General features: G+C 72.3%; 22 protein-coding genes and 2 pseudogenes. 14 read left to right on the top strand and 10 right to left on the bottom strand.

Going from position 1 to position 25,554, the window contains the following annotated elements; all coding sequences use genetic code 11:
* The first annotated feature begins 84 nt into the window (after positions 1-84).
* From ID554_RS26945 to ID554_RS26930, 4 genes are read left to right on the top strand one after another with little or no spacing between them, the layout of a single operon-like run.
* Complete coding sequence (locus tag ID554_RS26945) at positions 85-933, top strand: hypothetical protein (RefSeq protein WP_117228886.1); 849 nt, start codon at positions 85-87, stop codon at positions 931-933.
* Entirely contained in the window at positions 930-1,946 is a 1,017-nt protein-coding gene (locus tag ID554_RS26940; RefSeq protein WP_117228885.1) for a heme/hemin ABC transporter substrate-binding protein, read from the top strand. The genes ID554_RS26945 and ID554_RS26940 overlap by 4 nt, the downstream gene beginning before the upstream one ends.
* The gene (locus tag ID554_RS26935; protein WP_117228929.1) at positions 1,943-2,971 is read left to right on the top strand and encodes a FecCD family ABC transporter permease; all 1,029 of its coding nucleotides are present in this window, start codon (positions 1,943-1,945) and stop codon (positions 2,969-2,971) included. Before ID554_RS26940 ends, ID554_RS26935 begins: the two co-directional genes overlap by 4 nt.
* Positions 2,968-3,768 (top strand): heme ABC transporter ATP-binding protein, encoded by an 801-nt coding sequence (locus tag ID554_RS26930; protein WP_117228928.1) that lies wholly within the window; start codon positions 2,968-2,970, stop codon positions 3,766-3,768. The genes ID554_RS26935 and ID554_RS26930 overlap by 4 nt, the downstream gene beginning before the upstream one ends.
* A 44-nt stretch (positions 3,769-3,812) precedes the next feature.
* On the opposite strand, the gene ID554_RS26925 is transcribed toward ID554_RS26930, so the two are convergent.
* Positions 3,813-4,127 carry a DUF2470 domain-containing protein gene (locus tag ID554_RS26925; RefSeq protein ID WP_117228884.1) on the bottom strand — a complete coding sequence of 105 codons (315 nt, stop codon included), beginning with the start codon at positions 4,125-4,127 and terminating at the stop codon, positions 3,813-3,815.
* On the bottom strand, positions 4,124-4,765 hold the full coding sequence (locus ID554_RS26920) for a biliverdin-producing heme oxygenase (protein WP_117228927.1): 642 nt from the start codon (positions 4,763-4,765) through the stop codon (positions 4,124-4,126). The genes ID554_RS26925 and ID554_RS26920 overlap by 4 nt, the downstream gene beginning before the upstream one ends.
* 150 nt (positions 4,766-4,915) lie before the next feature.
* Here ID554_RS26920 and sthA point away from each other — a divergent pair, with 150 nt between their 5' ends.
* Positions 4,916-6,319: a Si-specific NAD(P)(+) transhydrogenase gene (sthA, locus tag ID554_RS26915; protein ID WP_117228926.1), complete on the top strand. Its 1,404-nt coding sequence runs from the start codon at positions 4,916-4,918 to the stop codon at positions 6,317-6,319.
* Positions 6,320-6,684: 365 nt separating this feature from the next.
* On the opposite strand, the gene aceB is transcribed toward sthA, so the two are convergent.
* Positions 6,685-8,298: a malate synthase A gene (aceB, locus tag ID554_RS26910; protein WP_117228883.1), complete on the bottom strand. Its 1,614-nt coding sequence runs from the start codon at positions 8,296-8,298 to the stop codon at positions 6,685-6,687.
* Positions 8,295-9,566, bottom strand: a complete 1,272-nt coding sequence (aceA, locus tag ID554_RS26905; protein ID WP_191088934.1) for an isocitrate lyase — start codon at positions 9,564-9,566, stop codon at positions 8,295-8,297. The genes aceB and aceA overlap by 4 nt, the downstream gene beginning before the upstream one ends.
* Positions 9,567-9,790: 224 nt before the next feature.
* Here aceA and ID554_RS26900 point away from each other — a divergent pair, with 224 nt between their 5' ends.
* Genes ID554_RS26900 through ID554_RS32845 form a run of 3 tightly spaced genes read left to right on the top strand, consistent with a single transcriptional unit; the run spans position 9,791 to position 12,752 of the window.
* Entirely contained in the window at positions 9,791-11,176 is a 1,386-nt protein-coding gene (locus tag ID554_RS26900; protein WP_117228881.1) for a short-chain fatty acyl-CoA regulator family protein, read from the top strand.
* 44 nt (positions 11,177-11,220) lie between these two features.
* Complete coding sequence (locus ID554_RS33280; RefSeq protein WP_223884273.1) at positions 11,221-12,036, top strand: AbfB domain-containing protein; 816 nt, start codon at positions 11,221-11,223, stop codon at positions 12,034-12,036.
* Positions 11,934-12,752: an endonuclease/exonuclease/phosphatase family protein gene (locus tag ID554_RS32845; RefSeq protein ID WP_396888571.1), complete on the top strand. Its 819-nt coding sequence runs from the start codon at positions 11,934-11,936 to the stop codon at positions 12,750-12,752. The genes ID554_RS33280 and ID554_RS32845 overlap by 103 nt, the downstream gene beginning before the upstream one ends.
* A gap of 12 nt (positions 12,753-12,764) precedes the next feature.
* On the opposite strand, the gene ID554_RS26890 is transcribed toward ID554_RS32845, so the two are convergent.
* Positions 12,765-13,619, bottom strand: a complete 855-nt coding sequence (locus tag ID554_RS26890) for a DUF4253 domain-containing protein (protein WP_199489237.1) — start codon at positions 13,617-13,619, stop codon at positions 12,765-12,767.
* A gap of 145 nt (positions 13,620-13,764) precedes the next feature.
* Here ID554_RS26890 and ID554_RS26885 point away from each other — a divergent pair, with 145 nt between their 5' ends.
* A complete protein-coding gene (locus ID554_RS26885; RefSeq protein ID WP_147333491.1) occupies positions 13,765-13,962 on the top strand; it encodes a hypothetical protein in 198 nt (65 codons plus the stop codon).
* A gap of 23 nt (positions 13,963-13,985) precedes the next feature.
* Here ID554_RS26885 and ID554_RS26880 read toward each other — a convergent pair whose 3' ends face one another.
* The gene (locus ID554_RS26880) at positions 13,986-15,101 is read right to left on the bottom strand and encodes a sugar kinase (protein WP_117228878.1); all 1,116 of its coding nucleotides are present in this window, start codon (positions 15,099-15,101) and stop codon (positions 13,986-13,988) included.
* Positions 15,098-15,763, bottom strand: coding sequence for a bifunctional 4-hydroxy-2-oxoglutarate aldolase/2-dehydro-3-deoxy-phosphogluconate aldolase (gene eda / locus ID554_RS26875; RefSeq protein WP_117228877.1), 666 nt, complete (start codon positions 15,761-15,763; stop codon positions 15,098-15,100). Before eda ends, ID554_RS26880 begins: the two co-directional genes overlap by 4 nt.
* 46 nt (positions 15,764-15,809) lie before the next feature.
* Here eda and ID554_RS26870 point away from each other — a divergent pair, with 46 nt between their 5' ends.
* From ID554_RS26870 to ID554_RS33405, 5 genes and pseudogenes are all read left to right on the top strand, one after another.
* Positions 15,810-16,586, top strand: a complete 777-nt coding sequence (locus ID554_RS26870) for an IclR family transcriptional regulator (protein WP_117228876.1) — start codon at positions 15,810-15,812, stop codon at positions 16,584-16,586.
* Between the two features lie 475 nt (positions 16,587-17,061).
* Positions 17,062-17,670 (top strand): DUF4956 domain-containing protein, encoded by a 609-nt coding sequence (locus tag ID554_RS26865; RefSeq protein WP_117228923.1) that lies wholly within the window; start codon positions 17,062-17,064, stop codon positions 17,668-17,670.
* Positions 17,667-18,500, top strand: a complete 834-nt coding sequence (locus tag ID554_RS26860; protein ID WP_223884272.1) for a polyphosphate polymerase domain-containing protein — start codon at positions 17,667-17,669, stop codon at positions 18,498-18,500. The genes ID554_RS26865 and ID554_RS26860 overlap by 4 nt, the downstream gene beginning before the upstream one ends.
* Positions 18,395-20,095 (top strand): annotated as a pseudogene (locus ID554_RS26855) (CotH kinase family protein); the annotation flags it as partial. The gene ID554_RS26860 and the pseudogene ID554_RS26855, both read left to right, overlap by 106 nt.
* An 87-nt stretch (positions 20,096-20,182) precedes the next feature.
* Positions 20,183-20,551, top strand: a pseudogene (locus ID554_RS33405) (cellulose binding domain-containing protein); the annotation flags it as partial.
* Positions 20,552-20,645: 94 nt separating this feature from the next.
* Here ID554_RS33405 and ID554_RS26850 read toward each other — a convergent pair.
* From ID554_RS26850 to ID554_RS26840, 3 genes are read right to left on the bottom strand one after another with little or no spacing between them, the layout of a single operon-like run.
* Positions 20,646-20,897 carry an acyl carrier protein gene (locus tag ID554_RS26850; protein ID WP_117228875.1) on the bottom strand — a complete coding sequence of 84 codons (252 nt, stop codon included), beginning with the start codon at positions 20,895-20,897 and terminating at the stop codon, positions 20,646-20,648.
* Positions 20,897-23,989: a non-ribosomal peptide synthetase gene (locus ID554_RS26845; protein WP_199489236.1), complete on the bottom strand. Its 3,093-nt coding sequence runs from the start codon at positions 23,987-23,989 to the stop codon at positions 20,897-20,899. The genes ID554_RS26850 and ID554_RS26845 overlap by 1 nt, the downstream gene beginning before the upstream one ends.
* 29 nt (positions 23,990-24,018) lie before the next feature.
* Complete coding sequence (locus tag ID554_RS26840; RefSeq protein ID WP_223884271.1) at positions 24,019-25,554, bottom strand: class I adenylate-forming enzyme family protein; 1,536 nt, start codon at positions 25,552-25,554, stop codon at positions 24,019-24,021.

The following is a 25,554-nucleotide window of genomic DNA, read 5'->3' as shown; positions in this document are numbered from 1 at the left end:
TCCTCTGCGACATCCTCCGAACACCCTCTTGCGCAACCCCCAAGATCTACTTAGGTTAGCCTAACCAGTTATCGGAGGTCACTCATGCCTGCCCGCCTCGCCGCCGCCCTGGTCAGCGTGGTGCTGCTGGTGATCGGCGCCCTCGCGGCCGGCCCCGCGTACGCGGACACGGTCGGCAGGGGCCCCGACGGCCAGCGCCTCTCCGTCAGCCGGACGACCGCGATCCCCCTCGCCGGTTCCACCGTCACCGTCTCCGGCTCCGGCTACGACACCGCCAAGGGCATCTACGTCGCGTACTGCGTCGACAACGGCACCGGTGCGCCACCCTCGCCCTGCGGCGGCGGCATCGACACCAGCGGTGCCAGCGGCGCCTCGCACTGGATCTCGTCGAACCCGCCCGCGTACGGCGAGGGGCTGGCCGTCCCGTACGGCTCCGGCGGCTCGTTCAGCGTCCGGCTCCGGCTGACCACCACGATCGGCGACGTGGACTGCACCGTCCGGCGCTGCGTGGTGGCCAGCCGCAACGACCACACCCGCAGTTCCGACCGCTCCCAGGATGTCAAGGTCCCGGTCACCTTCGCCGCACCGGCGGCCAGCCCGAGCACCCGGGCCGACCCCCCGGCCTCCCCGGCGCCCGGCGGCACCCCCCGGACCTCCGCCGCACCGGCACCGGCCGCCTCCGGCGCGCCCGCCGGGGTGCCCCCCTCGGCCGACGCCGTCGAGGGATCCGCCCCGGCCGAGGCCGGCGGAACCACCGGTGCGGGCGGCACCGGCGCCGACCCGGTCAGCGCCGACCAGCCGTTGCTCACCACCCAGGTCAGCGACAGTGGACCGGCCGGCCGCTGGTTCACCACGATCGTGGCCGGACTCGCCGCGCTGCTGGTCCTGCTGGTCGTCCTGCGGATCCGCCGACGCCGGCAGGGACAGCGATGAGGCGGCTGCTGCCCGCCCTGCTGGCGCTGCCCGCGCTGCTCGGTCTCGTCGCCTGCGACGCCGCCACCACCGCACCGGGCGCCACCCCGGCGACCGGTTGCGGACCCGCCACCGCCGTGGTCGCCGACACCGACGTCGTCCCGGTCGGCGGCGATCCCGGCAGCAGCCTGCCGGCCACCGTCGACTCGGCCGACGGGACGAAGGTCACCGTCACCGACGCCAGCCGCATCCTCCCGGTGAACCTGTACGGGTCCATCGCCGAGATCGTGTTCAGCCTCGGCCTTGGCGGCCGGGTGATCGGCCGGGACACCTCCACCACCTTCGCCGCCGCCGCGCACCTGCCGGTGGTCACGCCCGCCGGCCACGACCTGGCCGCCGAGGCCGTGCTGCGGCTGAACCCCACGGTGGTACTCGCCGACACCAGCATCGGCCCACCCGAGGTGCTCACCCAGCTCCGCCGGGCCGGCATCCCGGTGGTCCTGATCGACGACGAACAGAGTCTCGCCGCGATCCCCCGCAACATCCGCGCCATCGCCGCCGCGCTCGGCGTACCAGCGGCCGGGGAACTCCTGGTGTCCCGGGTCGACGCGGAGATCGCCGAGGCCCGCCGCAGCGCCCCGGCGGACGGTACGCCCCTGCGCATCGCGTTCCTCTACGTCCGGGGTACCGCCGGGGTGTACCTGATCGGCGGCAAGGGCGCCGGCTCCGACGAGATGATCCGGGCCATCGGGGCGACCGACGCCGGCACCGAGATCGGACTGTCCCGGTTCCGGCCACTGACCAGCGAAGGTCTGATCAACGCGGCACCGGACGTCATCCTGGTGATGACCGAGGGGCTGGAGTCGGTCAAGGGCGTCGACGGACTGCTCGCCCTGCCCGGCGTCGGCCAGACCCCGGCCGGTCAGCATCGCCGGATCGTGGACATGGACGACGGGATGCTGCTGAGCTTCGGGGCCCGGACCGGCCGCACCATCCAGGCCCTCGCCGAGGCGGTCCACCGACCGTGCACGTGAGACGGACCCTGCTGCTGGTCGGGCTGAGCGTCACCCTGGTCCTGCTCTGCCTGGTCGCGGCCGGCACCGGGCAGGTCCAGGTGCCGCCCGCCGAGGTGCTCGGATCGCTGCTGCACCGCGTGGGACTCGACGTCGGGCCACTGCCGAGCGCCTTGCACGGCGAGAGCGCACTCTGGGTCGTGCGCTTCCCCCGGGTCGTGCTCGCCGTGGTCGTCGGGGCCGCGCTCGGCTGCGCCGGCGCGCTGATGCAGGGCGTCTTCGGCAATCCGCTGGCCGAGCCGGGCGTCATCGGCGTCTCCTCGGGCGCCGCCGTCGGTGCCGCCACGGTCATCATCACCGGTGTCGCCACGTTCGGTGGCTGGACCGTCGCGGTCGGGGCCTTCCTCGGCGGCCTCGTCGCCACCGGGCTGGTCTACTCGATGTCCCGGACCGGCGGACGCACCGAGGTGGTCACGCTGGTGCTGACCGGCATCGCGGTCAACGCGGTGGCCGGCGCGCTGATCGGCCTGCTGATGTTCTTCGGTGACGCCGACGCCGTACGCGCCATCGCGTTCTGGCAGCTCGGCAGCCTGGCCCAGGCGAACTGGTCGGCCGTGGGAGTCACCGCGCCCTGCGCGGCGCTCGGCATCGCGATCGCCGTCGCCACCGCCCGACGCCTGGACCTGCTGGCGCTCGGTGACCGGTCGGCGCGGCATCTGGGCGTCCACGTGGAACGGTTGCGGCTGGCCATGATCGGGGTGACCGCGCTGCTCGGCGCCGCCGCGGTGGCCTTCACCGGCGTGATCTCCTTCGTCGGGCTGGTGGTGCCGCACCTGGTCCGGATGGTCGCCGGGCCGGGCCACCGGCTGCTCCTGCCGGCCAGCGCGCTGGGCGGGGCCATCGTGGTCGTCGCCGGGGATCTGGCCGCCCGCACCCTGGTCGACTACCAGGAACTGCCGCTCGGCGTGCTGACCGCCGTGGTGGGCGGCCCGTGCTTCTTCTGGCTGCTGCGGCGGACCCGGGCCCGGGCGGGAGGATGGGGATGAGGACCGAGATCGGCCGTGAACCGATCGGTCTGCGGGTCGACCGGTTGAGTGTCCGGCGCGGCGGCCGGCCGATCCTGACCGACGTGACCCTCGACGTACGGGCCGGGGAACTGCTGGCGCTGGTCGGGCCGAACGGCGCCGGCAAGAGCACCCTGCTCGCCGCCATCTGCGGCGACCTGCCGCCGGCCGGTGGCGGTATCGCCTTCGCCGGCCGCCCGCTGCACCGCTGGACCCCGGTCGAGCTGGCCCGACTCCGCGCCGTGCTGCCGCAACGCGCCACCATGACGTTCCCGTTCACCGTCGCCGAGGTGGTCGCGATGGGGCGCGCCCCCTGGGCGGGCACCCGGTACGCCGCCGAGGACGACGACGTGGTACACGAGGCCCTGCGGCTGACCGGCACCGAGTCCTTCACCGACCGGGTCTTCTCCGCGCTCTCCGGCGGCGAGCAGGCGCGGGTCGCGCTGGCCCGGGTGCTCGCCCAGCGCACCCCGATGCTCCTGCTGGACGAGCCGACCGCCGCACTGGACCTGCACCACCAGGAGTTGGTGCTCCGGCTGGCACGCGAGCGGGCCCGCCAGGGCGGCGCGGTGGTGGTGGTCCTGCACGACCTGGCGCTGGCCGCCGCGTACGCGGACCGGATCGCGTTGCTGGCCGGCGGGCGGCTGGTCGCCGACGGGCCGCCGGTCGAGGTGCTCACCGCCGACCGGCTGAGTGAGGTCTATCAGCACGAGATCGAGGTGCTGCCGCATCCGCGCACGGGTGCGCCGCTGGTGATGCCGGTCCGCACCGACGGGTGACGGCCCGCCGGTGTGACCGGCGGGCCGCCCGACATCGAACGGGGTCAGCTCGCGTCGGGGCGCGGCGTCAGGCCCAGCGCCGCGCACGCCTCCCGGTACATCCGGGCGGCCTCGGCCCGGATCTGCCGCCGTTCGGTGAGCGGGGCGCTGAAGGACACCCGCACCGGGACCGGGGCACCGTCCACGGTGGCCGCGAAGTACATGGCCTCGGCGTCCATTCCGGACATGGTGGCCGCCGTGGCGGTCGGTCGACCGCCCAGCCCCTGGCAGATCAGCCGGCAGTCGTCGGCGTGGTCGGTGTTCATGTGCCGCATCACGGCCGCCACCACCTCGGGCGGAAACGGGTTCGGCGCACTCACGCGGCGCTCCCCCGCACCACGTCCCGGCCCAGCTCGGCGATCATCTCGGTGTTCAGCCGGTACGCCCACGACACCTCGTCCAGGAAGCGTTGCCGCTCGACCTCGTCCCACGGCGCCGTGTCGAGCAACTCGCGGTAGTGCTGCTTGAAATCCTTCGCGTCCAGGTCCGGGAAGAGGAAGAAGCGGACGCCGTCGGTGTCGAGCCCGAACGTGCGGCGTACCGCCCGCACCATCACCTGCCCGCCGGAGAGGTCACCCATGTACCGGGTGTAGTGGTGGGCCACAAAGCCCGCCGGCCAGGTGAACGCGACCTCCCGCAGACGTTCCTGGTACTGTCGGGTGGCGTGGCTCGGCGCGATCCGGGTGGCCCAGTCCGGGCCGTTCAGAAACCGCAGGTCGTCCTCGATCCGCGGCAACCGGTGCAGTTCGTCGACGACGAACGGTCCGGCCACCGGGTCCTCCCGCATCGCCTCGGCGGCCTCCTCGATCGTCTGGTAGACCACGTGGAGCTGCTCCAACAGCGCGGCGTACCCGGCTCGGTCGAGTTGCCCCGACAGCAGGGCGTCGAAGTACGTCACGTTCTGCGCGGCCCGATGGTCTGCCCTGGTCAACTCGCGCACCTGTGCGGCGAACCCCATGCACACCTCCTGTAAGGTAAGCCTAACCTAGCATGATCAGCTAGCGGTGGGGGGATGGCCGAACGTGCCAACATTCCAGGAAGGTAAACCCTCGTACCGCTTGGTCGGCAGCCCTGGCGCGGTCCACGCCATCTTGCGACGCTAGTGATCGTGTATGACTACGACCTGTTGGTACTGGGCTCAGGGCCGAGCGGCCAGAAGGCCGCCATCGCCGCCGCCAAACTCGGCCGGCGGGTGGGCGTCGTGGATCGGCGCGACATGTTCGGCGGGGTCTGCATCAACACCGGCACCGTCCCGTCGAAGACCCTGCGCGAGGCCGTCCTCTATCTGACCGGCCTGAGCCAACGAGACCTCTACGGCAGCAGCTACCGGGTGAAGGACGAGATCACCGTCAGCGACCTGGCGGCCCGGACCCAACACGTGATCAACCGCCAGACCGACGTCATCCGTAACCAGTTGACCCGCAACCGGGTCACCCTGATCACCGGCACCGGCCGCTTCGCCGACCCGCACACGGTCTGGGTCGACGGCGGCTCCGGACGGGACTCGAAAATCACCTTCGACAAGGCCATCATCGCTGCGGGCACCCGCCCGGCCCGACCGGACAGCGTCGACTTCGACGACCGCACCATCGTCGACTCCGACGGAGTCATCAACCTCCAGGCCGTGCCGCGCAGCATGGTGGTGGTCGGCGCGGGCGTGATCGGCATGGAGTACGCCTCCATGTTCGCCGCGCTGGGCACCAAGGTGACGGTGGTGGAACGCCGCGAGCGGATGCTCGACTTCTGCGACGAGGAGATCGTCGAGTCGCTCAAGTACCACCTGCGCGACCTGTCGGTGACGTTCCGCTTCGGCGAGGAGGTCGCCGCGGTGGAGAAGCACCAGAACGCGGCGCTCTGCGTACTCAAGAGCGGTAAGCGGATCGTCGCGGACACGGTCATGTACTCGGCCGGACGGCAGGGCCAGACCGACGGGTTGGGCCTGGAGGCGGCCGGGCTGACCGCCGACCGGCGCGGCCGGATCGAGGTGGACGCCAACTACCGGACCACCGTGGAGAACATCTACGCCGTCGGTGACGTGATCGGTTTCCCTGCGCTGGCCTCCACCTCGATGGAACAGGGCCGGCTGGCTGCCCAGCACGCCTGCGGCGAGCCGGAACGCCCGATGCACGAGTTGCAGCCGATCGGCATCTACACCATCCCGGAGATCAGCTTCGTCGGGAAGACCGAGGACGAGCTGACCGAGAGCACCACGCCGTTCGAGGTGGGCATCGCCCGCTACCGCGAGCTGGCCCGAGGCCAGATCGTGGGCGACTCGTACGGCATGCTGAAGCTGCTCGTCTCGCCGGACGACGGCCGACTGCTGGGCGTGCACGTCTTCGGCACCGGCGCCACCGAGATCGTCCACGTCGGACAGGCGGTGATGGGCTGCGGCGGCACGGTCGACTACCTGGTCGACACGGTGTTCAACTACCCGACGCTGGCCGAGGCGTACAAGGTGGCGGCGCTGGACGCCTCAAACAAGATCCGCAACATCACCCGGATCGACACCTGACCGACCGGCCTGGTCTCGCCGCCTCCCGGTCGACGGCGGCGGGACCAGGCCCGGGTGGCGGTCGACCTCGCCGCCGGCGTTCGTGCCCTCGTGGTATCGGGTGAGACCACTATCGAGCTGAGCCGTTTGTGCAGTCGCCCGTCGTGACCACCCGGCTGGCGACTCACCCCCCCCCCGCTCCGCGACTCCCAGCGATGGCCGCTAGAAGCTCCGATCCGATGACGCTCTCAGCTCGATAGCGCCCGACCGGCATGGCCCGCACCCGCCCGATGACATTCCGCCGCCGCGCTCAGTCCGACCGGGCCCGACCGACATGGCCCGCACCCGACGTCCCGCCGGGCCCTGCCGCCGGAGCACCGGATACCTCATCCGGCGGCCGGGGCCGGGCGGCGCACCGGGCTGAGGTGTCGGGCGTACGCGCCGGTGGTGAAGAAGGCGGGCAGGTCCTCGCCGAGGGCGGTTTCCTCGACGATGCGCGCCGCGTGCCCGGCGCGCTCGCGCCCGGCGGTGTCACCGCGCCCCTCGACCAGGGCGGCCAGTTCTTCGGCGAGGATCGTCCGGACCCGCTCCTCGGTCACGCTGCCGCCGCCGGCCAGCGGCGTACCGTGGTGCAGCCACTGCCAGACCTGGCAGCGGGCGATCTCGGCGGTCGCCGCGTCCTCCATCAGGTTCCACAGGGCCACCGCACCGGCCCCGCCGAGCCAGGCGTCGACGTAGCGCAGCGCCACCGCGATGTTCGATCGCAGTCCCGCCTCGGTGACCTGACCGGGGGTCTTGTCCACGGCGAGCAGGTCGGCGGCGGTGACCTCGACGTCGTCGCGCTGCCGGCCGAGTTGGTGCGGGCGCGCGCCGAGCACCGCGTCGAACACCCCACGACAGGTCGGCACCAGGCCGGGGTGGGCCACCCAGGAGCCGTCGAAGCCGGCGGCGGCCTCCCGCTCCTTGTCGGCCCGCACCCGGCTCAGCGCCGTCTCGTTGACCGCCGGGTCGCGGCTGGGCACGAACGCGGCCATCCCGCCGATCGCGTGCGCCCCGCGCCGGTGACAGGTCCGCACCAGCAATTCGGTGTACGCGCGCATGAACGGCACGGTCATCGTCACCTCGGCCCGGTCCGGCAGGACGAAGTCCGGCCACTGCCCGAAGTTCTTGATGATGCTGAAGATGTAGTCCCACCGGCCGGCGTTCAGCCCCGCCGAGTGGTCCCGCAGTTCATAGAGGATCTCCTCCATCTCGAACGCGGCGGTGATCGTCTCGATCAGGGTGGTCGCCCGGATCGTGCCCTGCGGCAGCCGAAGGTAGTGCTGGGCGAAGACGAAGACGTCGTTCCACAGCCGCGCCTCGCGGTGGTCCTCCAGCTTCGGCAGATAGAAGTACGGCCCCGCGCCGGCCGCGAGTTGCCGCCGGGCGCAGTGGAAGAGGTAGAGCCCGAAGTCGACCAGGCTGGCCGAGATCGGTCGACCGTCCACCACGATCCCCTTCTCCACCAAATGCCAGCCACGTGGACGGACCACGATGGTGGCCAGGTCGTCGCCGAGGGCGTACCGCTTGCCGCGCGCGTCGGTGAAGTCGATCCGGCGGTCCAGGGCGTCCATCAGGTTGAGCTGGCCACGGATGACGTTGTCCCAGGTCGGGGCCGTGGCGTCCTCGAAGTCGGCGAGCCACACCCGGGCTCCGGAGTTCAGCGCGTTGATCGTCATCTTGCGGTCCGGCGGGCCGGTGATCTCGACCCGCCGGTCTTCCAGTCCGGGCGCGGGCGGTGCCACCCGCCAGCTCGGGTCGGCACGGACGCCGAAGGTATCCGGCAGGAAGTCGGGTAGCTGGCCGGTGGCGAACCGGTCCCGGCGGGCCCGTCGAGTGTCCAGCAGCGCCACCCGGCGGGCGGAGAACTCGCTGTCCAGCGTGACCAGGAACTCCAGCGCCTCGGCGGTGAGCACCTCGTCGAAGCGCTCCGCCACCTGGCCGATGATCTCGTACCTCATGCGAACTGCTCCTCCTCGGTCGATCCCCGCAGCGCGGTGGTCTCGGCGGCCGGGTTGAGCACCGTGCTGATCAGGTCGAAGTAGCCGGTGCCCACCTCACGCTGGTGCTTGACCGCGGTGTAGCCGGCCGCCTCGGCCGCGAACTCCCGCTCCTGGAGCGAGACGTACGCCGGCATCCCCTCGGCGGCGTAGCGCCGGGCCAGGTCGAACATCGAGTAGTTCAGCGCGTGGAAGCCGGCCAGCGTGATGAACTGGAACTTGTATCCCATGTGGCCGAGCTCGCGCTGGAACTTGGCGATGGTGGCGTCGTCGAGGTGCTTGCGCCAGTTGAACGACGGCGAGCAGTTGTAGGCCAGCATCTGGTCCGGGTGCTCGGCCTTGATCGCCTCGGCGAAGCGGCGGGCCACCTCCAGGTCCGGCGTGCTGGTCTCCATCCAGATCAGGTCGGCGTGCGGGGCGTACGCCAGCCCTCGGGCGATGCACGGCTCGATGCCGTTGCGGACCCGGTAGAAGCCCTCCGCGGTGCGCTCGCCGGTGACGTACGGCCGGTCCCGCTCGTCCACGTCGGTGGTCAGCAGCGTGGCCGCCTGCGCGTCGGTACGGGCCACGACCACCGTCGGCACACCGGCGACGTCGGCGGCGAGCCGGGCCGCCTCCAGGGTGCGGATGTGCTGCCCGGTGGGGATGAGCACCTTCCCGCCGAGGTGGCCGCACTTCTTCTCGGCGGCGAGTTGGTCCTCCCAGTGCACGCCGGCCGCGCCCGCCGCGATCATCGCGCTCATCAGCTCGTACGCGTTGAGCACACCGCCGAAACCGGCCTCGGCGTCGGCGACGATCGGCGCCAGCCAGTCGATCCCCGAGGTGTCGCCCTCGGCGGTGGTGATCTGGGCCGCCCGCAGCAGCGCGTTGTTGATCCGGCGCACCACGGCCGGCACCGAGTTGGCCGGGTAGAGGCTCTGGTCCGGGTAGGTGTGCCCGGCCAGGTTGGCGTCGGCGGCCACCTGCCAGCCGGACAGGTAGATCGCCTTGAGCCCGGCGCGGACCATCTGCACCGCCTGGTTGCCGGTGAGCGCGCCCAGCGCGTGGACGTAGTCCTCGCTGCTGAGCAGCCGCCACAGCCGGTTGGCCCCGTGCCGGGCCAGGGTGTGCTCCTCCCCGATGGCGCCGCGCAACCGGATGACGTCCTCGGCGCGGTAGCTGCGCCGTACTCCGCGCCAGCGGGGGTTGGTCTCCCATTCGTGCTGCAACTGCTCGACCGTGGAAAGCATCGCATTCATCCCCTTCGGCTTCTCGATTGACCCATCGGCGCGTCGACGCCGACGCCGCCCACCGGTGTGCCACTCACGGTCACACGGACTGTCGGGGCAGGTCGAGAGACGGAAATAGCCAATTATTGAAAAGCCGGAGAGCGATTTTGCAAAGTTGCGAAAGCCTCTATTCGCAGCAGTGCTAATGTGGCCCGACCCAGTCCGCCGATCGGGAGGTTGCGGCGATGACCAAGACCTTTGCCGGCGCCCGCCTGCGCCGGCTGCGCGAGGAACGCGGGATCAGCCAGACCGAGCTGGCCCGCCACCTCAGCATCTCCCCGAGCTACCTGAACCAGATCGAGCACGACACCCGCCCGCTGACCGTCCCGGTGCTGCTACGCATCACCGAACTGTTCGGCGTCGACCCGACCGTGTTCGCCGCGCACGACACCCCGCGCCTGGTCGCCGGGCTGCGCGAGGCCCTGCCCGCCCGGGCCGGGATCACCGAGCTCACCGAACTCGCCACCCGGCTGCCCGAGGTGGCCGCCGCCGTGATCGACCTGCACCGTCGCTACCAGCAGGCCGACGAGCAGCTCGCCGAGCTGGTCGGCGACCGGGAACGGCTCGGACGCAGCCCGCACGACCAGGTGACCGAGTTCTTCTACCGGCGGCAGAACTACGTGCCGGACCTGGACGAGGAGGCCGAGCGGCTGGCCGCCCGGATGGCGCTGCGCCGGGGCGAGGTGCGCGTACTGCTGCGCGAACGGTTGGCGCAGCGGCACGGGGTACGTGTCACCCGCGAGGACGCCGGCTCGCTCGGCGGCGACCTGCACCGCTACCGCCCGCAGACCCGCACCCTGCACCTGTCCACCTCGCTGCGGGGCGGGCAGGAGGCGATGCGGATGGCCGCGCAGATCGCGCTGCTGGAGTTCGCCGACGTGATCGACGAGATCGTCGAGTCGGAGAACTTCGACGACGTGCAGACCCAGATCCTGACCCGGGTCGGCCTAGCCAACTACTTCGCGGCGGCGCTGCTGCTGCCGTACGAGCACTTCCTGGCCGCCGCCGAGCATCGCCGCTACGACATCGACCTGCTGACCCAGCACTACGCCATCGGCTGGGAGACGGTCTGCCACCGGCTGAGCACGTTGCAGCGTCCCCGGGCGCGCGGCGTGCCGTTCTCGTTCGTCCGGGTGGACCGGGCCGGCAACATGTCCAAGCGGCAGTCCGCCACCGGTTTTCCGTTCTCCCGCACCGGCGGCACCTGCCCGCTGTGGAACGTCTACGAGGCGTTCGGCGCGCCCGGCCGGGTGGTCACCCAGGTCGCCGCGATGCCCGACGGGCAGCGCTACCTCTGGATCGCCCGCACCATCACCCGTCACCACGGCGGTTACGGCCAACCCGGCAAGGTGTACGCGATCGGGTTGGGCTGCGAGACACGGCACGCCGGGCGGTTGGTCTACTCCACCGGGATGGATCTGCACGCGTCCGAGGCGGCGATCCCGATCGGGCCCGGCTGCAAGACCTGCGAACGGATGACCTGCCCGCAGCGGGCCGCCCCGCCGATCAGCCGGCACCTGGACCTGGACGAGAACCGCAGCACCTTCATCCCGTACCCGCTGCGGGACTGAACCCGGCGCCCGGCGCCCGACCCACCGACGGCCCGCCATAGATGATGATTGATGTCGATGTGATCCGCCCACCCCGCCCGGGCCGTGCCACCGAAGACGCCCCGCAGTTCGGCGTCGATCTGCCGGAACGGGTCAACGTGCCGTTCCCGGTGGAGAGCGCCCTGTCCGGGGTGCAGCGCGCCGCCGCCGACAACCGCCACCACCTGCACTACCGCCGCACCGCCACCGGCGGGTTCACCGAGTTCACCGTGCCGGTACCGAACGCCCGCCGCTGGTCCCCCGTGCCGTCCGCCTCCCGGATCGCGGTGCTCGGCGAGTTCGGCGGTCTGGGACTGCGGGCACCCGGGCACGAGTACAGCCCCAGCGGCGGCTTCTTCGCGTACGAGTGGCAGCCCACGGACGAGGCCCGGGTACGCGCCGTCAATCGCGCCCTGATCGACGCGTCCCGGTCGATCACGCCCCGGCAACCGGTCGCGCTGCCGGTGGGCGCCCGCCGATCGTTGCAGGTGACCACACACGGGCACACCGGACGGTACCTGCGGCACCAGAACGGTCTCGCGTACACCGAGATCGTCACCGACGGCAGCACGGCACTGCTCAAGCAGGACGCCACGTACACGATCGGTGTGGCCACCCAGCCCGACCACGCCGATCGCACAGCGTCACGACCGGGACGGAGCGGTCGATACACTTGCCACCCCTCCGCACGTCCAGGGCAGGTGCATTGGCTCGTCGTCGCTTCCGCGTCCCCCGTCCGCTGCGCGCCGCCCTCGGCCTGCTCGCGGCCACCGCGCTGCTGGCCGGTTGCTCGGCGACCGCCCCGGCCACCGCACCCACCCCGCTGCGGGTGTTGCAGATGAACCTGTGCAACAGCGGGATGGCCACCGGCTGCTACACCGGGCGGGCGGTGGACCAGGCCGCCGAGGTGATCCGCGCCGAACGCCCGGACATCGTCACGCTCAACGAGATCTGCTCCGGTGACGTGGACGCGTTGGAGCGCACCATGAAGCAGGTGCACTCCGGCACCGTGGTCGCGGCCTTCCAGCCCGCCCGCAACGGCCGCACCGGAGAGCCCTACCGCTGCGTCAACGGCCAGCAGTACGGCGTCGGCGTGCTGACCCACACCGCCGACCCGTACCGGGGGCACGAGCTGCACCGGGGGGTCTTCCCGGCGCAGGACCCGGCCGACCCGGAGCAGCGCGCCTGGCTCTGCGTGGACGCCAGCACCGTGTTCTACGCCTGCACCACGCACCTGGCGTACACCAGCTCCACGTTGGCGCTGGCCCAGTGCGGGCACCTGCTCGGGGTGGCCGTACCCGAGCTGCACGCGGGTGCCGGCTATCAGCCCACGGTGGTCAGCGGCGACCTCAACCTGCGGCACGGCGGCACGCCCGACGTGCGGTCCTGCGTACCCGCCGGCTACCAGCATCTGCACGACGGCGGGGTGCAGCAGTTCATGGCCACCCCCGACCTGACGATCACCGCCAGCCGGTCGATCGGCATGCGCGGGACGACCGACCACGCGGCGTTCCTGGTCACCCTCACCACCGAGCCGGCCGAACACCCCGCCGCCTGAGGTCCCCGACCGTCAGTCCCACCAGAACGCCCAGGTCGGGGCGTTGACGATGCGGTCCGCGTAACCCGCGAGCGTGCACGGGCTCTGCCCCTGCCAGATGTTGTCCGGGCAGAAGGCGAAGTGCTCGGCCGCGATCGGCAGCGCCTCCTCGACCGTCGTCGGCGGAGCGGCGACCGACAGATACAGCTCGGCGAAGCCGAGGCCGATCACGCGGACCCCGAACCGGTCCTCCCAGCTGCGCAGCACCGCGGAGAGCCGGCCGGCGTCGTTGGTGTAGTTGACCGGCCCCTGCCAGCCCAGGACGGCGAGCGCGTCGCTGCCCCGCTCGGCGGCGACCAGACCGAGCCGCATGTCGGGCTGGGCCAGTGACAACTGCTCGGCCCAGTGGTCGGCGTGCTCCTGCGGCGCCACCCGGGGCGGTGCCGGTGCGGCCAGACCGGGCCAGTCCTGACCGTAGGGCGCGGTCACGGCGAGTTGCCTCCTGGTCGGCTCACCGCCCTCGTAGTTGGTGGTGTGGTCCGACCACCACCTGGCCAGCAGCCGCTCGGGATCGTGTTCCGCCGGGTCGGAACTGCTCGCCGGCCACAGCTCACCGTCGGCCCAGGGGCGATCCGGCGCGCCGTGCAGATGGTCGAGGAGCAGCGGCCACAGCCCCGACCCGGCGTGCGCCGCGTGCAGATCCGGCCACAGTCCCGACGGCGCCGGACCGTCGCTGAGCCACAACGCGGGGCGCTCGTCGTCGTCGCCCTCTTCGCTGTGGACCGTCCGGCCGGGCGGGAGTGACACGGGCAGAGTGCGGCGGCGCGACTGCGCGTCGGCGAACAGCTCGGCCAGGTCGGTGGGAAGGTCGTTCAGCTGCGAGGTCACGAGGCGTGAGGATAGTCGCCGACACCGACATCGCCGGGCCGACGAGCCGGTCACTCCCCGTCGTCACGGAACACTCGCCGCGGCCACGATCGAGCGTCAGCACCGGTATCGCGCCGGACTCGACCGGGCCGGCTACGAAGTGGCCGTGACGGCTGTCGACTACACCGACGAGATCGACCTCGACGAGCTTGTCGGTGGCGTCCACTCGGCCTTCCCGCTCGACGCCCTGCCCCCGCCCGAAAAGCGGTCCGAGTTGTCCACGATGATCGGCGACGCGCTGCATCCGGAGACACGGTTCCGCGAGCACGTGCGAGTCACCGTGCTCACCGGCCGGATCGGGTGAGTCCCGACCCGGCCGGCCGACGTTCAGCGTTGCACCCGGGCCCCGGCTCCGCGTACCAGGGCCTCCACCTCGGCCAGGCTGGTCATCGACGTGTCGCCGGGGGTGGTCATCGCCAGGGCGCCGTGCGCAGCGCCGTACTCCACCGCCTGTGCCAGGTCGCCGTCGCGCTCCAGCAGGCCGTAGATCAGCCCGGAGGCGAAGCTGTCGCCGCCGCCGACCCGGTCGAGGATCTCCAGGCCGGGCCGGTGGGTCGCCTCGGCGAACGCGCCGCCCGACCAGGCCACCGCGCCCCAGTCGTTGACCGTCGCGCTGTGCACCCCACGCAGCGTGGTCGCCACGACCTTGAAGTTCGGGTACGCCTCGACGACAGCCTCGATCATCGTCTTGAAGTTGCCGGTGTCCAGGGCGCCACTGTGGATGTCGGTGTCCGGCACCGCGAACCCGAGGCAGGCGGTGAAGTCCTCCTCGTTGCCGATCATCACGTCGACCAGAGCGGCGAGGCGCCGGTTCACCTCCTGCGCGCGGTCCTGGCCGCCCACCGCCTTCCAGAGGCTGGGCCGGTAGTTCAGGTCGTAGGAGACGATCGTGCCGTGCCGGCGGGCGGCGGTCATGGCGGCCTCGGCGGTCTCCGCGGCCGTCTCCGACAGCGCCGCGTAGATGCCGCCGGTGTGCAGCCACCGCACCCCGAGCGTGCCGAAGAGGTGGTCCCAGTCCACGGCGTCCGGCTTGAGCTGGCTGGCGGCGGAGTGGCCCCGGTCGGAGGTGCCGACCGCGCCGCGTACGCCGAAACCACGCTCGGTGAAGTTCAGGCCGTTGCGGACGCTGCGACCGATGCCGTCGTAGGGCAGCCAGCTGACGAAGCTGGTGTCCACTCCCCCTTGCAGGATGAGGTCCTCCAGCAGCCGGCCGACCTCGTTCTGCGCGAACGCGGTGACCACCGCGGTCCGCAGGCCGAAGCAGCGGCGCAGGCCCCGGGCGACGTTGTACTCGCCGCCGCCCTCCCAGGCCCGGAACTGACGGGCGGTGCGGACCCGCCCCTCGCCGGGGTCGAGCCGCAACATGACCTCGCCGAGCGAGACCAGGTCGAACCGGCACTCGTCCTTCGGACGTGGGCTCAGCCCGGTAACCTGCTCGCTCATGCCGGCGCTCCGCTGCGCTGCGTGCCGCCACGAGACTCCGCCGCCGCCACCGCCGACGCGGTCCGGCTGGTGATCTCGTCCCACCGTTCAGCGGCGACGAGGTCCGACGCCACCATCCAGGTGGCGCCGACGGCCAGCACGGCGGGCAGGGCCAGATAGTCGTCGATCACGGCGGGCGTGATGCCGCCGGTGGGGATGAACCGTACGTCGCGGAACGGCGCCGAGAGCGCCTTGATCATCGGAGTGCCGCCCAGTTGCTGGGCGGGGAAGAACTTGACCACGTTCAGACCGGCGTCGAGGGCCATCTGGATCTCGGTCGCGGTGGCCGCGCCGGGGAACACCGGCACTCCGGCCTCCTGGCAGAAGCGCACCACGGCGGGCGCGAAACCGGGGGTCACCACGAACCGGGCGCCGGCGGCGACGGCCCGCTCGGCCTGCGCGACGGTGAGCACGGTGCCGGCACCGACGGTCAGGTCACCCCGCCCGGCCACCGCCGCGATCGCGTCCAGCCCGGCAGCGGTACGCAGAGTCACCTCGATCGCCGCCAGACCACCCTTCACCAGCGCCGAGGCGAGTGGATCGGCGTGCCGGGCGTCGTCGAGGACCACGACCGGAAGCACCCGTCCAACGGTAAGCTGTTCAGATCCTTGAACGTCAGTCACGTACGTGACCTTACTGGAGGCGTACCGGCTTCGCTAGAGTGGGCCGGTGCCCACCGCGCCAGAGGAGTTCCAGCCCGTCAAGTCGGCCGGACGCACCCTCGACCTGCTCGAACTGCTCGCCGACCAGCCACGCTCGTGGGCACTGGGCGACCTGGCCCGGGCCCTCGGCATCCCCAAGAGCAGCCTGCACGGGCTGCTGCGCACGCTGACCAGTCGCGGCTGGGTGCAGGCCGACGACACCGGCACCCGGTTCCGGCTCGGCCTGCGGGCCCTACGGGTCGGCGCCGCCTATCTCGACGGAGACGACCGGGTCGGCCTGCTCGGCGGCGTCCTCGACGAGTTGTCCCGCCGGTTCGGCGAGGCCGTCCACCTGGGCCGGCTCGACGGCGACCAGGTGGTGTACCTGGCCAAGCGGGAGTCGGTTCACCGGCTGCGGCTCTACAGCGCGATCGGGCGCCGACTGCCGGCGCACGCCACCGCCCTCGGCAAGGCCCTGCTGGCCGGGCACCCGGAGCACATTGTCGACACGATGCTGACCTGGCCGCTGCCCCGCCTCACCCCGCACACCGTCTGTGACCGCGACGCCCTGCACGCCGCGCTGGCCGACGTCCGGACGGACGGTCACGCCGTCGACCGCGAGGAGAACGCCGAGGGCATCGTCTGCTTCGCGATGGCCGTGCCGCTGTCGTCCCCGGCGGTGGACGCGGTGAGCATCTCCGTCCCGGTGTCCCGGCTACGGCCGGAGAACGAGGCGTCGATCGTCGCCGCTCTACGAGAGATGGTCGGGGGCCTGACCCAGGCCCGCAGCATGGTGGTCGCATAGCGCCGCGGAAGCGGGTCAGCGCAGTCACGTGACCGGAAGTCCGGGACCGGCTCCACGAGCGCACGTCGATCTGCTGCGCGGCCACCTCCGCGAGCGACGGACCGCGCATGAGGTCGGCGGGCCAGCCGGCCGATCGACAATGACTTCCGGAAGTAGTTCGCAAATTCCGGTTACCAGGAAGCGCACCGACACTCGCAGCGGCGCGAACATCCGCCCGCCCCCTGGACCGACCTCACCGGAGGGCGGCGGCTCGACGTGTGACAACGCCTCCAGACACCGGGCGTCCACGCCCCGCCACTGAGAAGAATACCGAGAGTTATTGACCTGCTACGAACCGTCGGTCTAATATTCCCGGACTACTTCCCGCAAGTTCACCGGAAATTTCGGTGGCGTTGGGCCGGTCCTGCACGGTGCGTCGGAGGTGCTGTGGACGATCGCCGGCCGGCGCGGTGGCGACCCAGGAGGAACGTACGAGATGTCGCAGCTGATCCTGTTCGCGATCGACGTCGGCGCGGTGGCCCTGCTCGTCTTCGGGCTCTATTTCCCCCGCCACCGCCGCCGCGACCTCGTCGTCGCCTACCTGGGCGTCAACGTCGGCGTTTTGGCGGTTGCTAGCGCCCTGAGCGCCAGCAACGTCGGTGCCGGGCTCGGTCTGGGCCTGGCCCTGTTCGGCGTACTGTCCATCATCCGGCTGCGGTCGACCGAACTCGACCAGCACGAGGTCGCGTACTACTTCTCGGCGCTGGCGCTGGGCATCCTCGGCGCGCTGAGCACCACCCAGCTCTGGCTCAGTGCCGGGCTGATGGGTCTCATCCTGGTGGTGATGTTCCTCGGCGACCATCCCCGGTTGCTCCGCCACTACCGGCACCAGATCCTGGTGCTCGACTCGGCGGTCACCGACCATCTCGCGCTCGTCGCGCAACTGGAACAGCTCCTTGGCGGCCGGGTGCACGTCGTCACCGTGCAGCGACTCGACCTGGTCAACGAGACGACCGTGGTGGACGTCCGGTACTCGGTGAAGGGCCGGCCCAGCAGCGCCACGGCCGCGGCCGGCACTGCCGCACCGGCGGGAGCCCACCGGTGACCGCGTCGCCGGTCGACCCGGTCCTGGCGGCGATGACCCCGGTGGGACTGGCCGACGTCCTCGGGCAGGCAGCCCTGCAGACCAGGGTGGACCGCAAGTACGTCGTCCCGGTCCACCAGTTGCCCGACCTGCTGGGCCAGCTCGCCGCGTACGCGCAGGTGCTGGAGATCGACGGGGAGCGCAGCTTCCGCTACGAGTCGGTCTACTTCGACACCCCGCTGCTGGCCAGTTACCACTGCGCGGCCTACCGGCGGCGGCGGCGGTTCAAGGTGCGGACCCGCACCTACCTCGACTCCGCCCAGTGCTGGCTGGAAGTCAAGATCAGCGGGGCGCGTGGCAGCATCACCAAGCACCGGTTGCCGTACCACCCGCAGGACCGGGCCACCGTGCGCCCCGGCCGCGCCTTCGTGGACGAGGCCCTGGTGCGCGAGGCGGTCGCGCCCGCCTCCGGCAGCACCCTGGCACCGGTCCTGGTCACCGGATACCGGCGGACGACGCTGCTGCTGCCGGCCACCGCCAGCCGGGTCACCGTCGACACCGCCCTGACCTGGCAGGACGGCGACCTCGTCCTGCGGCTGCCCGACCTGGCCGTGGTGGAGACCAAGACCGGCTCCGCCGCCACGCACGCGGATCGGCTGCTCTGGCGTGCCGGGCTGCGCCCCGTCCGCATCTCCAAGTACGCCACCGGGCTGGCCGCCCTCCGTCCGGACCTGCCGGACTCGCCGTGGCGACGCACACTGCGGCGGCACTTCCAGGGCGGCACCGCACCGGTGGGCACCGCACCGACCACCATCCCCCATCGATCCGTTCAGGAGGCATCGTGCGTCTGACCGTCCGCACCGCGGCGGCACCACTGCGCACCGCCGCGATCGCAGCCGTCGCCGTGCTGGTCGCCGGGTTGCTCGCCCCGTCACCGTCGCCCGCCGGCGCCGAGCCGACCACCGGCGCCGCCACCCGGACCGCCGCCGACGCGGCGGCCGCATCCGCCGCCGACGACCTGGTCGGCGACATCGTCTTCTCGGTGCCCAGCGGTACCTTCCAGGGCGCGCTGACGGTGGCCTTGAGCACCACCGTCAGCGGCGCGCAGATCCGTTACACCACCGACGGGAACCTGCCCACCGCGCAGTCGCCGGTCTACTCGGGCACCGCGCTGCGCTTCACCCGGACCACCCAACTGCGGGCGCAGGCCTTCGTCGGGCAGACCGCCTCCGGCGCGCCGGGCACCGCCATGTACGTCGCTCAGAACACCACCACCGCCCACGACCTGCCGGTGATCCTGATCGACTCGTACGGCGCGGGGCGGCCGGACCGGGAGTACTTCGACGCCACCACCATGATCTTCGAGCCGGGCGGTGGGACCACCTCGCTGGGTGCCGCGCCCACCATGGCCACCCGGGCCGGTTTCCGGTTGCGCGGCCAGTCCTCGGCGACGTTCGACAAGACGCCGTTCCGCGTCGAGTTCTGGGACAACGAGGACGACGACGCCGATTATCCGGTGCTGGGTATGCCCGCCGACTCGGACTGGGTGCTGCGCGGACCGTTCACCGACAAGGCACTGATCCGGGAGGCGTTCGTCTACGACCTCGGCCGCGAGATGGGCCTGCCCGCCCCGCGCTACGCCTTCGCCGAGTTCTATCTGAACACTGACGCCGGTCCGGTCGGGGCCGACGACTACCTGGGCGTCTACATGATCGTGGAGACGATCAAGAACTCCAAGAACCGCCTCGACCTCAAGCAGTTGCGTGCCGACGACCGGACGCTGCCGAGGATCACCGGCGGTTACATCTGGAAGTTCGAGTGGATGGCCGCCGAGGAGCCCACGCTGCCATGCACCGGTCCGGCCGCGAGCTGCTGGAACTACCTGGAGGTGGCCGACCCGTCGCCGTTGCAGCCGGAACAGCGGGACTGGCTGCGCACCCACATCCAGGAGTTCCACGACGTGCTGCGCGCACCGGACTTCGCCGACCCGGTCAGCGGCTACCGGGCGTACATCGACGTGGACTCCTTCATCGACCAGCTCATCGTCAACGAACTCAGCCGCGAGATGGACTCGTACGTCCGCAGCGCGTACTTCTACAAGGACCGGGACACCAAGATCTTCGCCGGTCCGCTCTGGGACTACGACCTGAGCTTCGGCGTGGGCGGCTTCTTCGCCAACGACCAGACCTCCGGGTGGCAGCACCAGCAGGTCCGACAGCCGGTGGCGAACGACTGGTACACCCAGTTGCTGCGCGATCCTGCCTTCGTGAACCAGGTCCGGCAACGGTGGCAGACGCTTCGCCGTGGGCCGCTCTCCGACGCCTCGTTGCAGGCCCGGATCAACGCGCTGAGCGCGCCCCTGGCCAACGGCGCCCAGCGCAACTTCCAGCGCTGGCCCAACCTGACCACCCGGATGATCAGCTTCTTCGTCACGCCGACCGCTCCCACCTGGCAGGGCCAGGTGCAGGTGATGCGGGACTGGATGCTGCGCCGGGCGGCCTGGCTGGACTCCACCGCCGGCTGGGGCGGACACACCACCACGCCCCCGCCGACCACGCCCCCGCCCACCACGCCGCCCCCGACCACTCCCCCGCCGGGTGGTGGCGGCTGCACGGCCACGTACACGGTGACCAGCCAGTGGTCCGGCGGCTTCCAGGGCGAGGTACGGGTCACGGCCGGCAACCGGGCGATCAGCGGCTGGACGGTGACCTGGACCTTCGCCACCGGCCAGACGGTCAGCCAGGCGTGGAACGCGACCGTCACCAGCCAGGGCTCGACGGTCACCGCGCGCAACGTCAGCTACAACGGCGCGCTGGCCGCCGGCGCCAGCACCGCCTTCGGCTTCCTCGGGTCCGCCACCGGCACGCCCAGCGCACCGACACCGACCTGCACGGCGAGCTGAGCACGGGTGTCCCTGCACCGGGTCCACGACGGCCCGGTGCCGGGGACGCACCGGTGTCACCCGGGGCCGAGGTCCGGCGGTCGGGGCAGCCGGCTCACTGACCGGCGTCGGCCAGCAACGCCACGAGGTCGTCCAGGGTGTCCAGGGGACGGCCGTCGCCGGTCAGCTCGACCTCGACGCCGTACTCCAGCTCGATCGCGTCGACCAGGCGCAGCAGTCCGAGGGAGTCGACGCCCAACGCGATCATGGACCCACCGGTGAGGACGTCGGCCGCCGCGACCTCCCCTCCGGTGGCCTCGCTGACCAACTCCGCGATCCGTGCCCGCAGGTCGGGGATACCGGTCATCAGAACTCCTTCCCGGACTGCCGGACGATGTCGGCGATCTCGGCGATGGTCGGGGTGTCGAAGAAGGCGTCGAGCGGCACCTCGACGCCGAGCCGCTGCTGGATCCGGCCGCTGATCCGGGTCACCGTCAGTGAGTGCCCGCCGAGGTCGAAGAGGTCCTCGTGCACGCCGATGTCGGGGATCCGCAGCACCTCCTGCCAGATCAGCCGGAGCTGCTCCACCACCGGATCGTCGTCACTGCCGGATGCCTCGATCACCACGCCGCCGGGCGTCTCGGCCACCACGTCGCGGGGCGCCGGTGCGGGCAGGGCGGCCCGGTCGACCTTGCCGCTCGGATTCAGCGGCAGCCGGTCGAGCGTCACGTAGTCGTTGGGCAGCACCGCCGCCGGCAGGGTCAGCGCCAGGTGCCGGCGCAACTCGACCGGCTCCGGGACGGCGCCCGGCCGGGGCACCACGTACGCGACGAGGCGGGGCTCCTCGGCGTCACGCCGCAGCACCGTGGCCGCAGCGGTGACCTCGGGGTGGTCGAGCAGCCGGGCCTCGATCTCGCCCAGCTCGATCCGGTGCCCCCGGATCTTGACCTGGTCGTCGAGGCGGCCGAGGAACTCGATCCGCCCGTCCGGCAGCCACCGGCAGCGGTCCCCGGTGCGGTAGAACCGGTCACCGGCCGACCCGAACGGATCGGGCCCGAACCGCTCGGCGGTGAGATCGTCGCGCCCCCGGTAGCCGGCGGCCACCCCGACGCCGCCCAGGTACAGCTCCCCGGGCAGCCCGACGGGCGTGGGACGGCCCGCCTCGTCCAGCAGGTACGCCCGTACGTTGGGCAGCGGCCGGCCGATGGTGATCTCATCGGGGTCGGCCGGGATCTCCGCCATGGTCGCGTACACGGTCGCCTCCGTCGGGCCGTACCCGTTGATCAGGCGCGCGGTGCGCGACCGCAGCTCCCGGGCGAGTGCGACCGGTAACACCTCCCCGCCGGCGACCGCGACCAGCGGGACGTCCCCGCCCGCCGACTCGGTCCGGTCGCCGAGGCCGGCTTCCAGCAGCACCCGCCAGCCGGACGGGGTGGCCTGGGCGTGGGTGACACCGGCGGCGCGGATCAACCGCAGGACACCGGCGCCGTCCAGGGCGCTGACGGCCGAGGCGACGACCACCGTGCCGCCGGTGATCAACGGCAGGAAGACCTCCACCGTGGAGATGTCGAACGACAGCGAGGTCAGGTGCAGCCACCGGTGCGTCGGGCCGCCACCCAGCAGGTCGCGTACGCCGAGCAGCAGGTTGACCAGCGCCCCGTGGCGCACCGCCACGCCCTTCGGGTGTCCGGTCGACCCGGAGGTGTAGAGCACGTAGGCGAGATCGTCGGCGGTCGGCGGGGCACCGGTGACGGGCTCGGTCGGTGCCGGTCCGTCGAGCAGGTCGCTGCGGTCGAGGACCAGCGTGGGCCACGCGGGGTCCGGCGCGGCGACGCCGGTCACGACCAGTGTCGGGGCGGCGTCGGCGAGCACGGCCTGCCGGCGGGCCGGCGGGTGGCCGGGGTCGACCGGCAGGTACGCGGCCCCGCAGCGCCACACCGCCAGCACGGTCACCACCGCCGTCCAGGAGCGGTCCAGCGCGACCGCGACGAGGGAGCCGGGCCCGACGCCCCGCCGACACAGCAGTGCGGAGAGCCGGGCGGCGGCGGTGTCGAGCTGGGCGTAGCTCAGCGTCCGGTCACCGTCGACCACGGCCGCCGCGTCCGGGTCCACGGCGGCACGGGCGGTGAACAGGGCCGGGACGGTGGCGTCGGCCGGGTACGCCCGGGCGGTGTCGTTCCAGGCCCGGGTGACCTCGTCGAACTCGTCGGCGGGCAGCAGCGGCAGCTCCGCCACCGGTTGATCGGGGTCGGCGACCACGGCGGCCAGCATGGTGCGCAGGTGTCCGCCGATGCGGCGAACGACGGCGGTGTCGATGGCCGCCGGGCTGTGCTGGAGGCTGACCGTGAGGCCGGTGGGCGCGTCCACCACCTGGACGTGCAACGCGTTGCGGGCAGCACCGCAGAACAGCGTCCAGTCGACCTCGCTGGCCACCCCGGCGAAGACCGGTGCGCCGCCGCGCCGCCGGTAGCCGATGCTGACCGGGGTCAACGCCGGTGCGGGACGCAGGCCGGACACGGCCTGGGCCAACGGCACCGCGCGGTGCCGGTACACCTCGCGGAGCCGGGCCCGGACGGCGTGGGCGTGCGCGCGGAAGGTCCCGCCGGCCGGGTCGGCGACGACGGGCAGTTCGTTGACGAACAGTCCGATCCGGTCGGCCTGCTCGGGGGTGCGGGTGGACAGCGCCACCCCGACCGGGGTGTCCCGGTTGCCGTAGCGGGCGAGCAGCGCGTGCAGCACCGCGAAGAGCAGTTCGAAGCGGGTCACCCCGATCGACCGCGCGGCCTGGTCGACGCCGTCGACCAGATCGGCGGGCAGGTCGACGGGCACGGCGGCACCGGGCTCCGCGCCGGTGGGCAGCCGCCGCAGGCCGGGCAGGACGACGTCGGCGGGCCCGGACCAGTGCCGCGTCCAGTAGTCGCGGGCGCCGGGCAGGTCGACGGTGACGCGTTGCTGTTCGGCAGCCGCGAGGCCCGCGTACTCGTCGGGCGCGGGGGCCACGGATCCGCCGTCGCGGGCGGCGGCGTACGCGGCGGCCAGGTCCCGGACGAGAATGCCCTTCGACATGCCGTCGAAGACCAGGTGGTGGGCGGTGACGAGCAGCAGGTGCGTGTCGTCGGCGTCGGTGAGCAGGGTGAACCGGGCCAGCGGTCCGGCCGCCAGGTCGTACGTGCGGGCGATCTCCTCGGCCACCCGCGCATCGGTCAGTTCCCCGAAGCCGACCGTCGGACGGGTGTCGGCCGGCGCCAGGCGCGGGGTGCCGTCGGCGTCGCCGGTGATCCTGGCCGCGAGGATCGGATGCTGTTCGATCACCGCCTCGCAGGCCGCGACGAGGGCCCGACGGTCGAGTCCGGCGGCGAACCGTACGCCCAGTGCCATGTGATAAGCCGTGCCGGCGACGCCGGCCCGCTCGGTGAACCAGACTGCGTGCTGTGCGGAGGTCGCCTCGGCGGTGCCCACATCTGCTCCCAGGGTTGTGCTGGTGGTGGTCAGTTCTCGAAGAGGTGAGTGAGCTGCCGTTTGAGCACCTTGCCGCCCTCGTTGCGGGGCAGCTCGTCGAGCAGCAGGAGCCGGGCGGGCAACTGGTGGTCGGCCAGCCGGTCCGCGAGGAAACCCCGCAGCACGGGCAGGGACAGGCCGTCCGGCCCGGCCTGCGGCCGGGGCACCACGGCGGCGGCCACGGCGGCGCCGAGCACCGGATGCGGGACACCGACGACGGCGACCTGGGCGACCAGCGGATGCTCGTGCAGCGCCGCCTCGACCTCCAGGGTGGAGACCTTGAACGCACCGGTCTTGATCACGTCCTGGTGCCGGTCGGTGAGGTACAGGTAGCCGTCGGCGTCGATCCGGCCGACGTCGCCCATGCGGACCCACCCGTCGCGGAAGGTGGCCCGGTTGGCCGCCTCGTCGCGGTAGTAGGCGCGGGGGAAGGGCGCGCGCAGCCAGACCTCTCCGGTCGTGTCGGCGGGCAGCGGTTTGCCGTCGGCGTCGGCGACCATGAGCTGGCCGCCGACCGGCCGACCGACCGCGTCCCGCCGGGACGGGTCGTAGATCATCGTGGTCTGGGCCGGGGCCGCCTCCGTGGAGGTGTAGTAGTTGACGACGGTGGCCTGCGGGAACGCCTCGGCGAGCCGGGCCGCGACCGCCGGTGCGAGGAACGCGGCGGTGGAGCCGATCAGGTGTACGCCGCTGGTGTCCCGCCCGCGCAGGGCACCGGAGTCGAGCAGCTCGACGGCGATCGACGGGACGACGAAGACGGTGCCGGTACCGGCGGCCTCGACCAGCCGGGCGAACCGGGCCGGGGTGAACCGGGGCAGAGTGAGTGCGGCGGCCTTCGCGGTCAACGCGTTGAGCAGCATGGTCTGCCCGGCGTTGGTGCCGATCGCGAAGGCGTGCAGGAACCGTTCCGAGTGGGCCAGGGCCAGCCGGTGTGGATGGTGCGGGGCACCGGCGGTGAGGTTGGCGTGGCTGGCGGCCACCCCCTTGGGGCGTCCGGTCGTGCCCGAGGTGTAGAGGATCTGCGCGAGGTCACCGCGTCGGGCGACAGACGCGCCGGGGTCGGCGGTGGTCGGCCCGGCCCGGGATGGCTCGGTGGCGGGCTCGGCCAGCAGTTCGGCGCAGGTCCAGACCGGCAGACCGGACGGCACCGGCGGGGCGGGGGTGTGGTCGCCGTGCAGCACGGTGGTGGCCGCGCAGTGGTCCAGGGCGTGCCCGAGCTGCCCGGCGGCGAGCCGGCCGGAGAGCGGCACGGCGACGCCACCGGCGCGCAGCACCCCGGCGTACGCGACCGCGAACCCGGTCCAGTCCTGGGCGCCGAAGTACAGTCCGACGCAATCGCCGCGACGTAGACCGCGACGCGACAGGGCGGCGGCGACGGCGCTCGCCCCGGCGGACCAGTCGGCGAAGGTCAACCGGGCCACCCCGTGCACCTCGACCGCCACCCGGTCGGGATGCAGGGCGGTACGCCAGTCCAGCAGCTCGGGCACGGTACGGGGGGCGGCCCGGCCCGCAGACGCCACACTCAC

It is taken from the genome of Micromonospora craniellae (genome assembly GCF_014764405.1).
Taxonomy (GTDB): Bacteria; Actinomycetota; Actinomycetes; order Mycobacteriales; family Micromonosporaceae; genus Micromonospora; species Micromonospora craniellae.
This window is presented reverse-complemented; position numbering and strand designations above follow the sequence as displayed.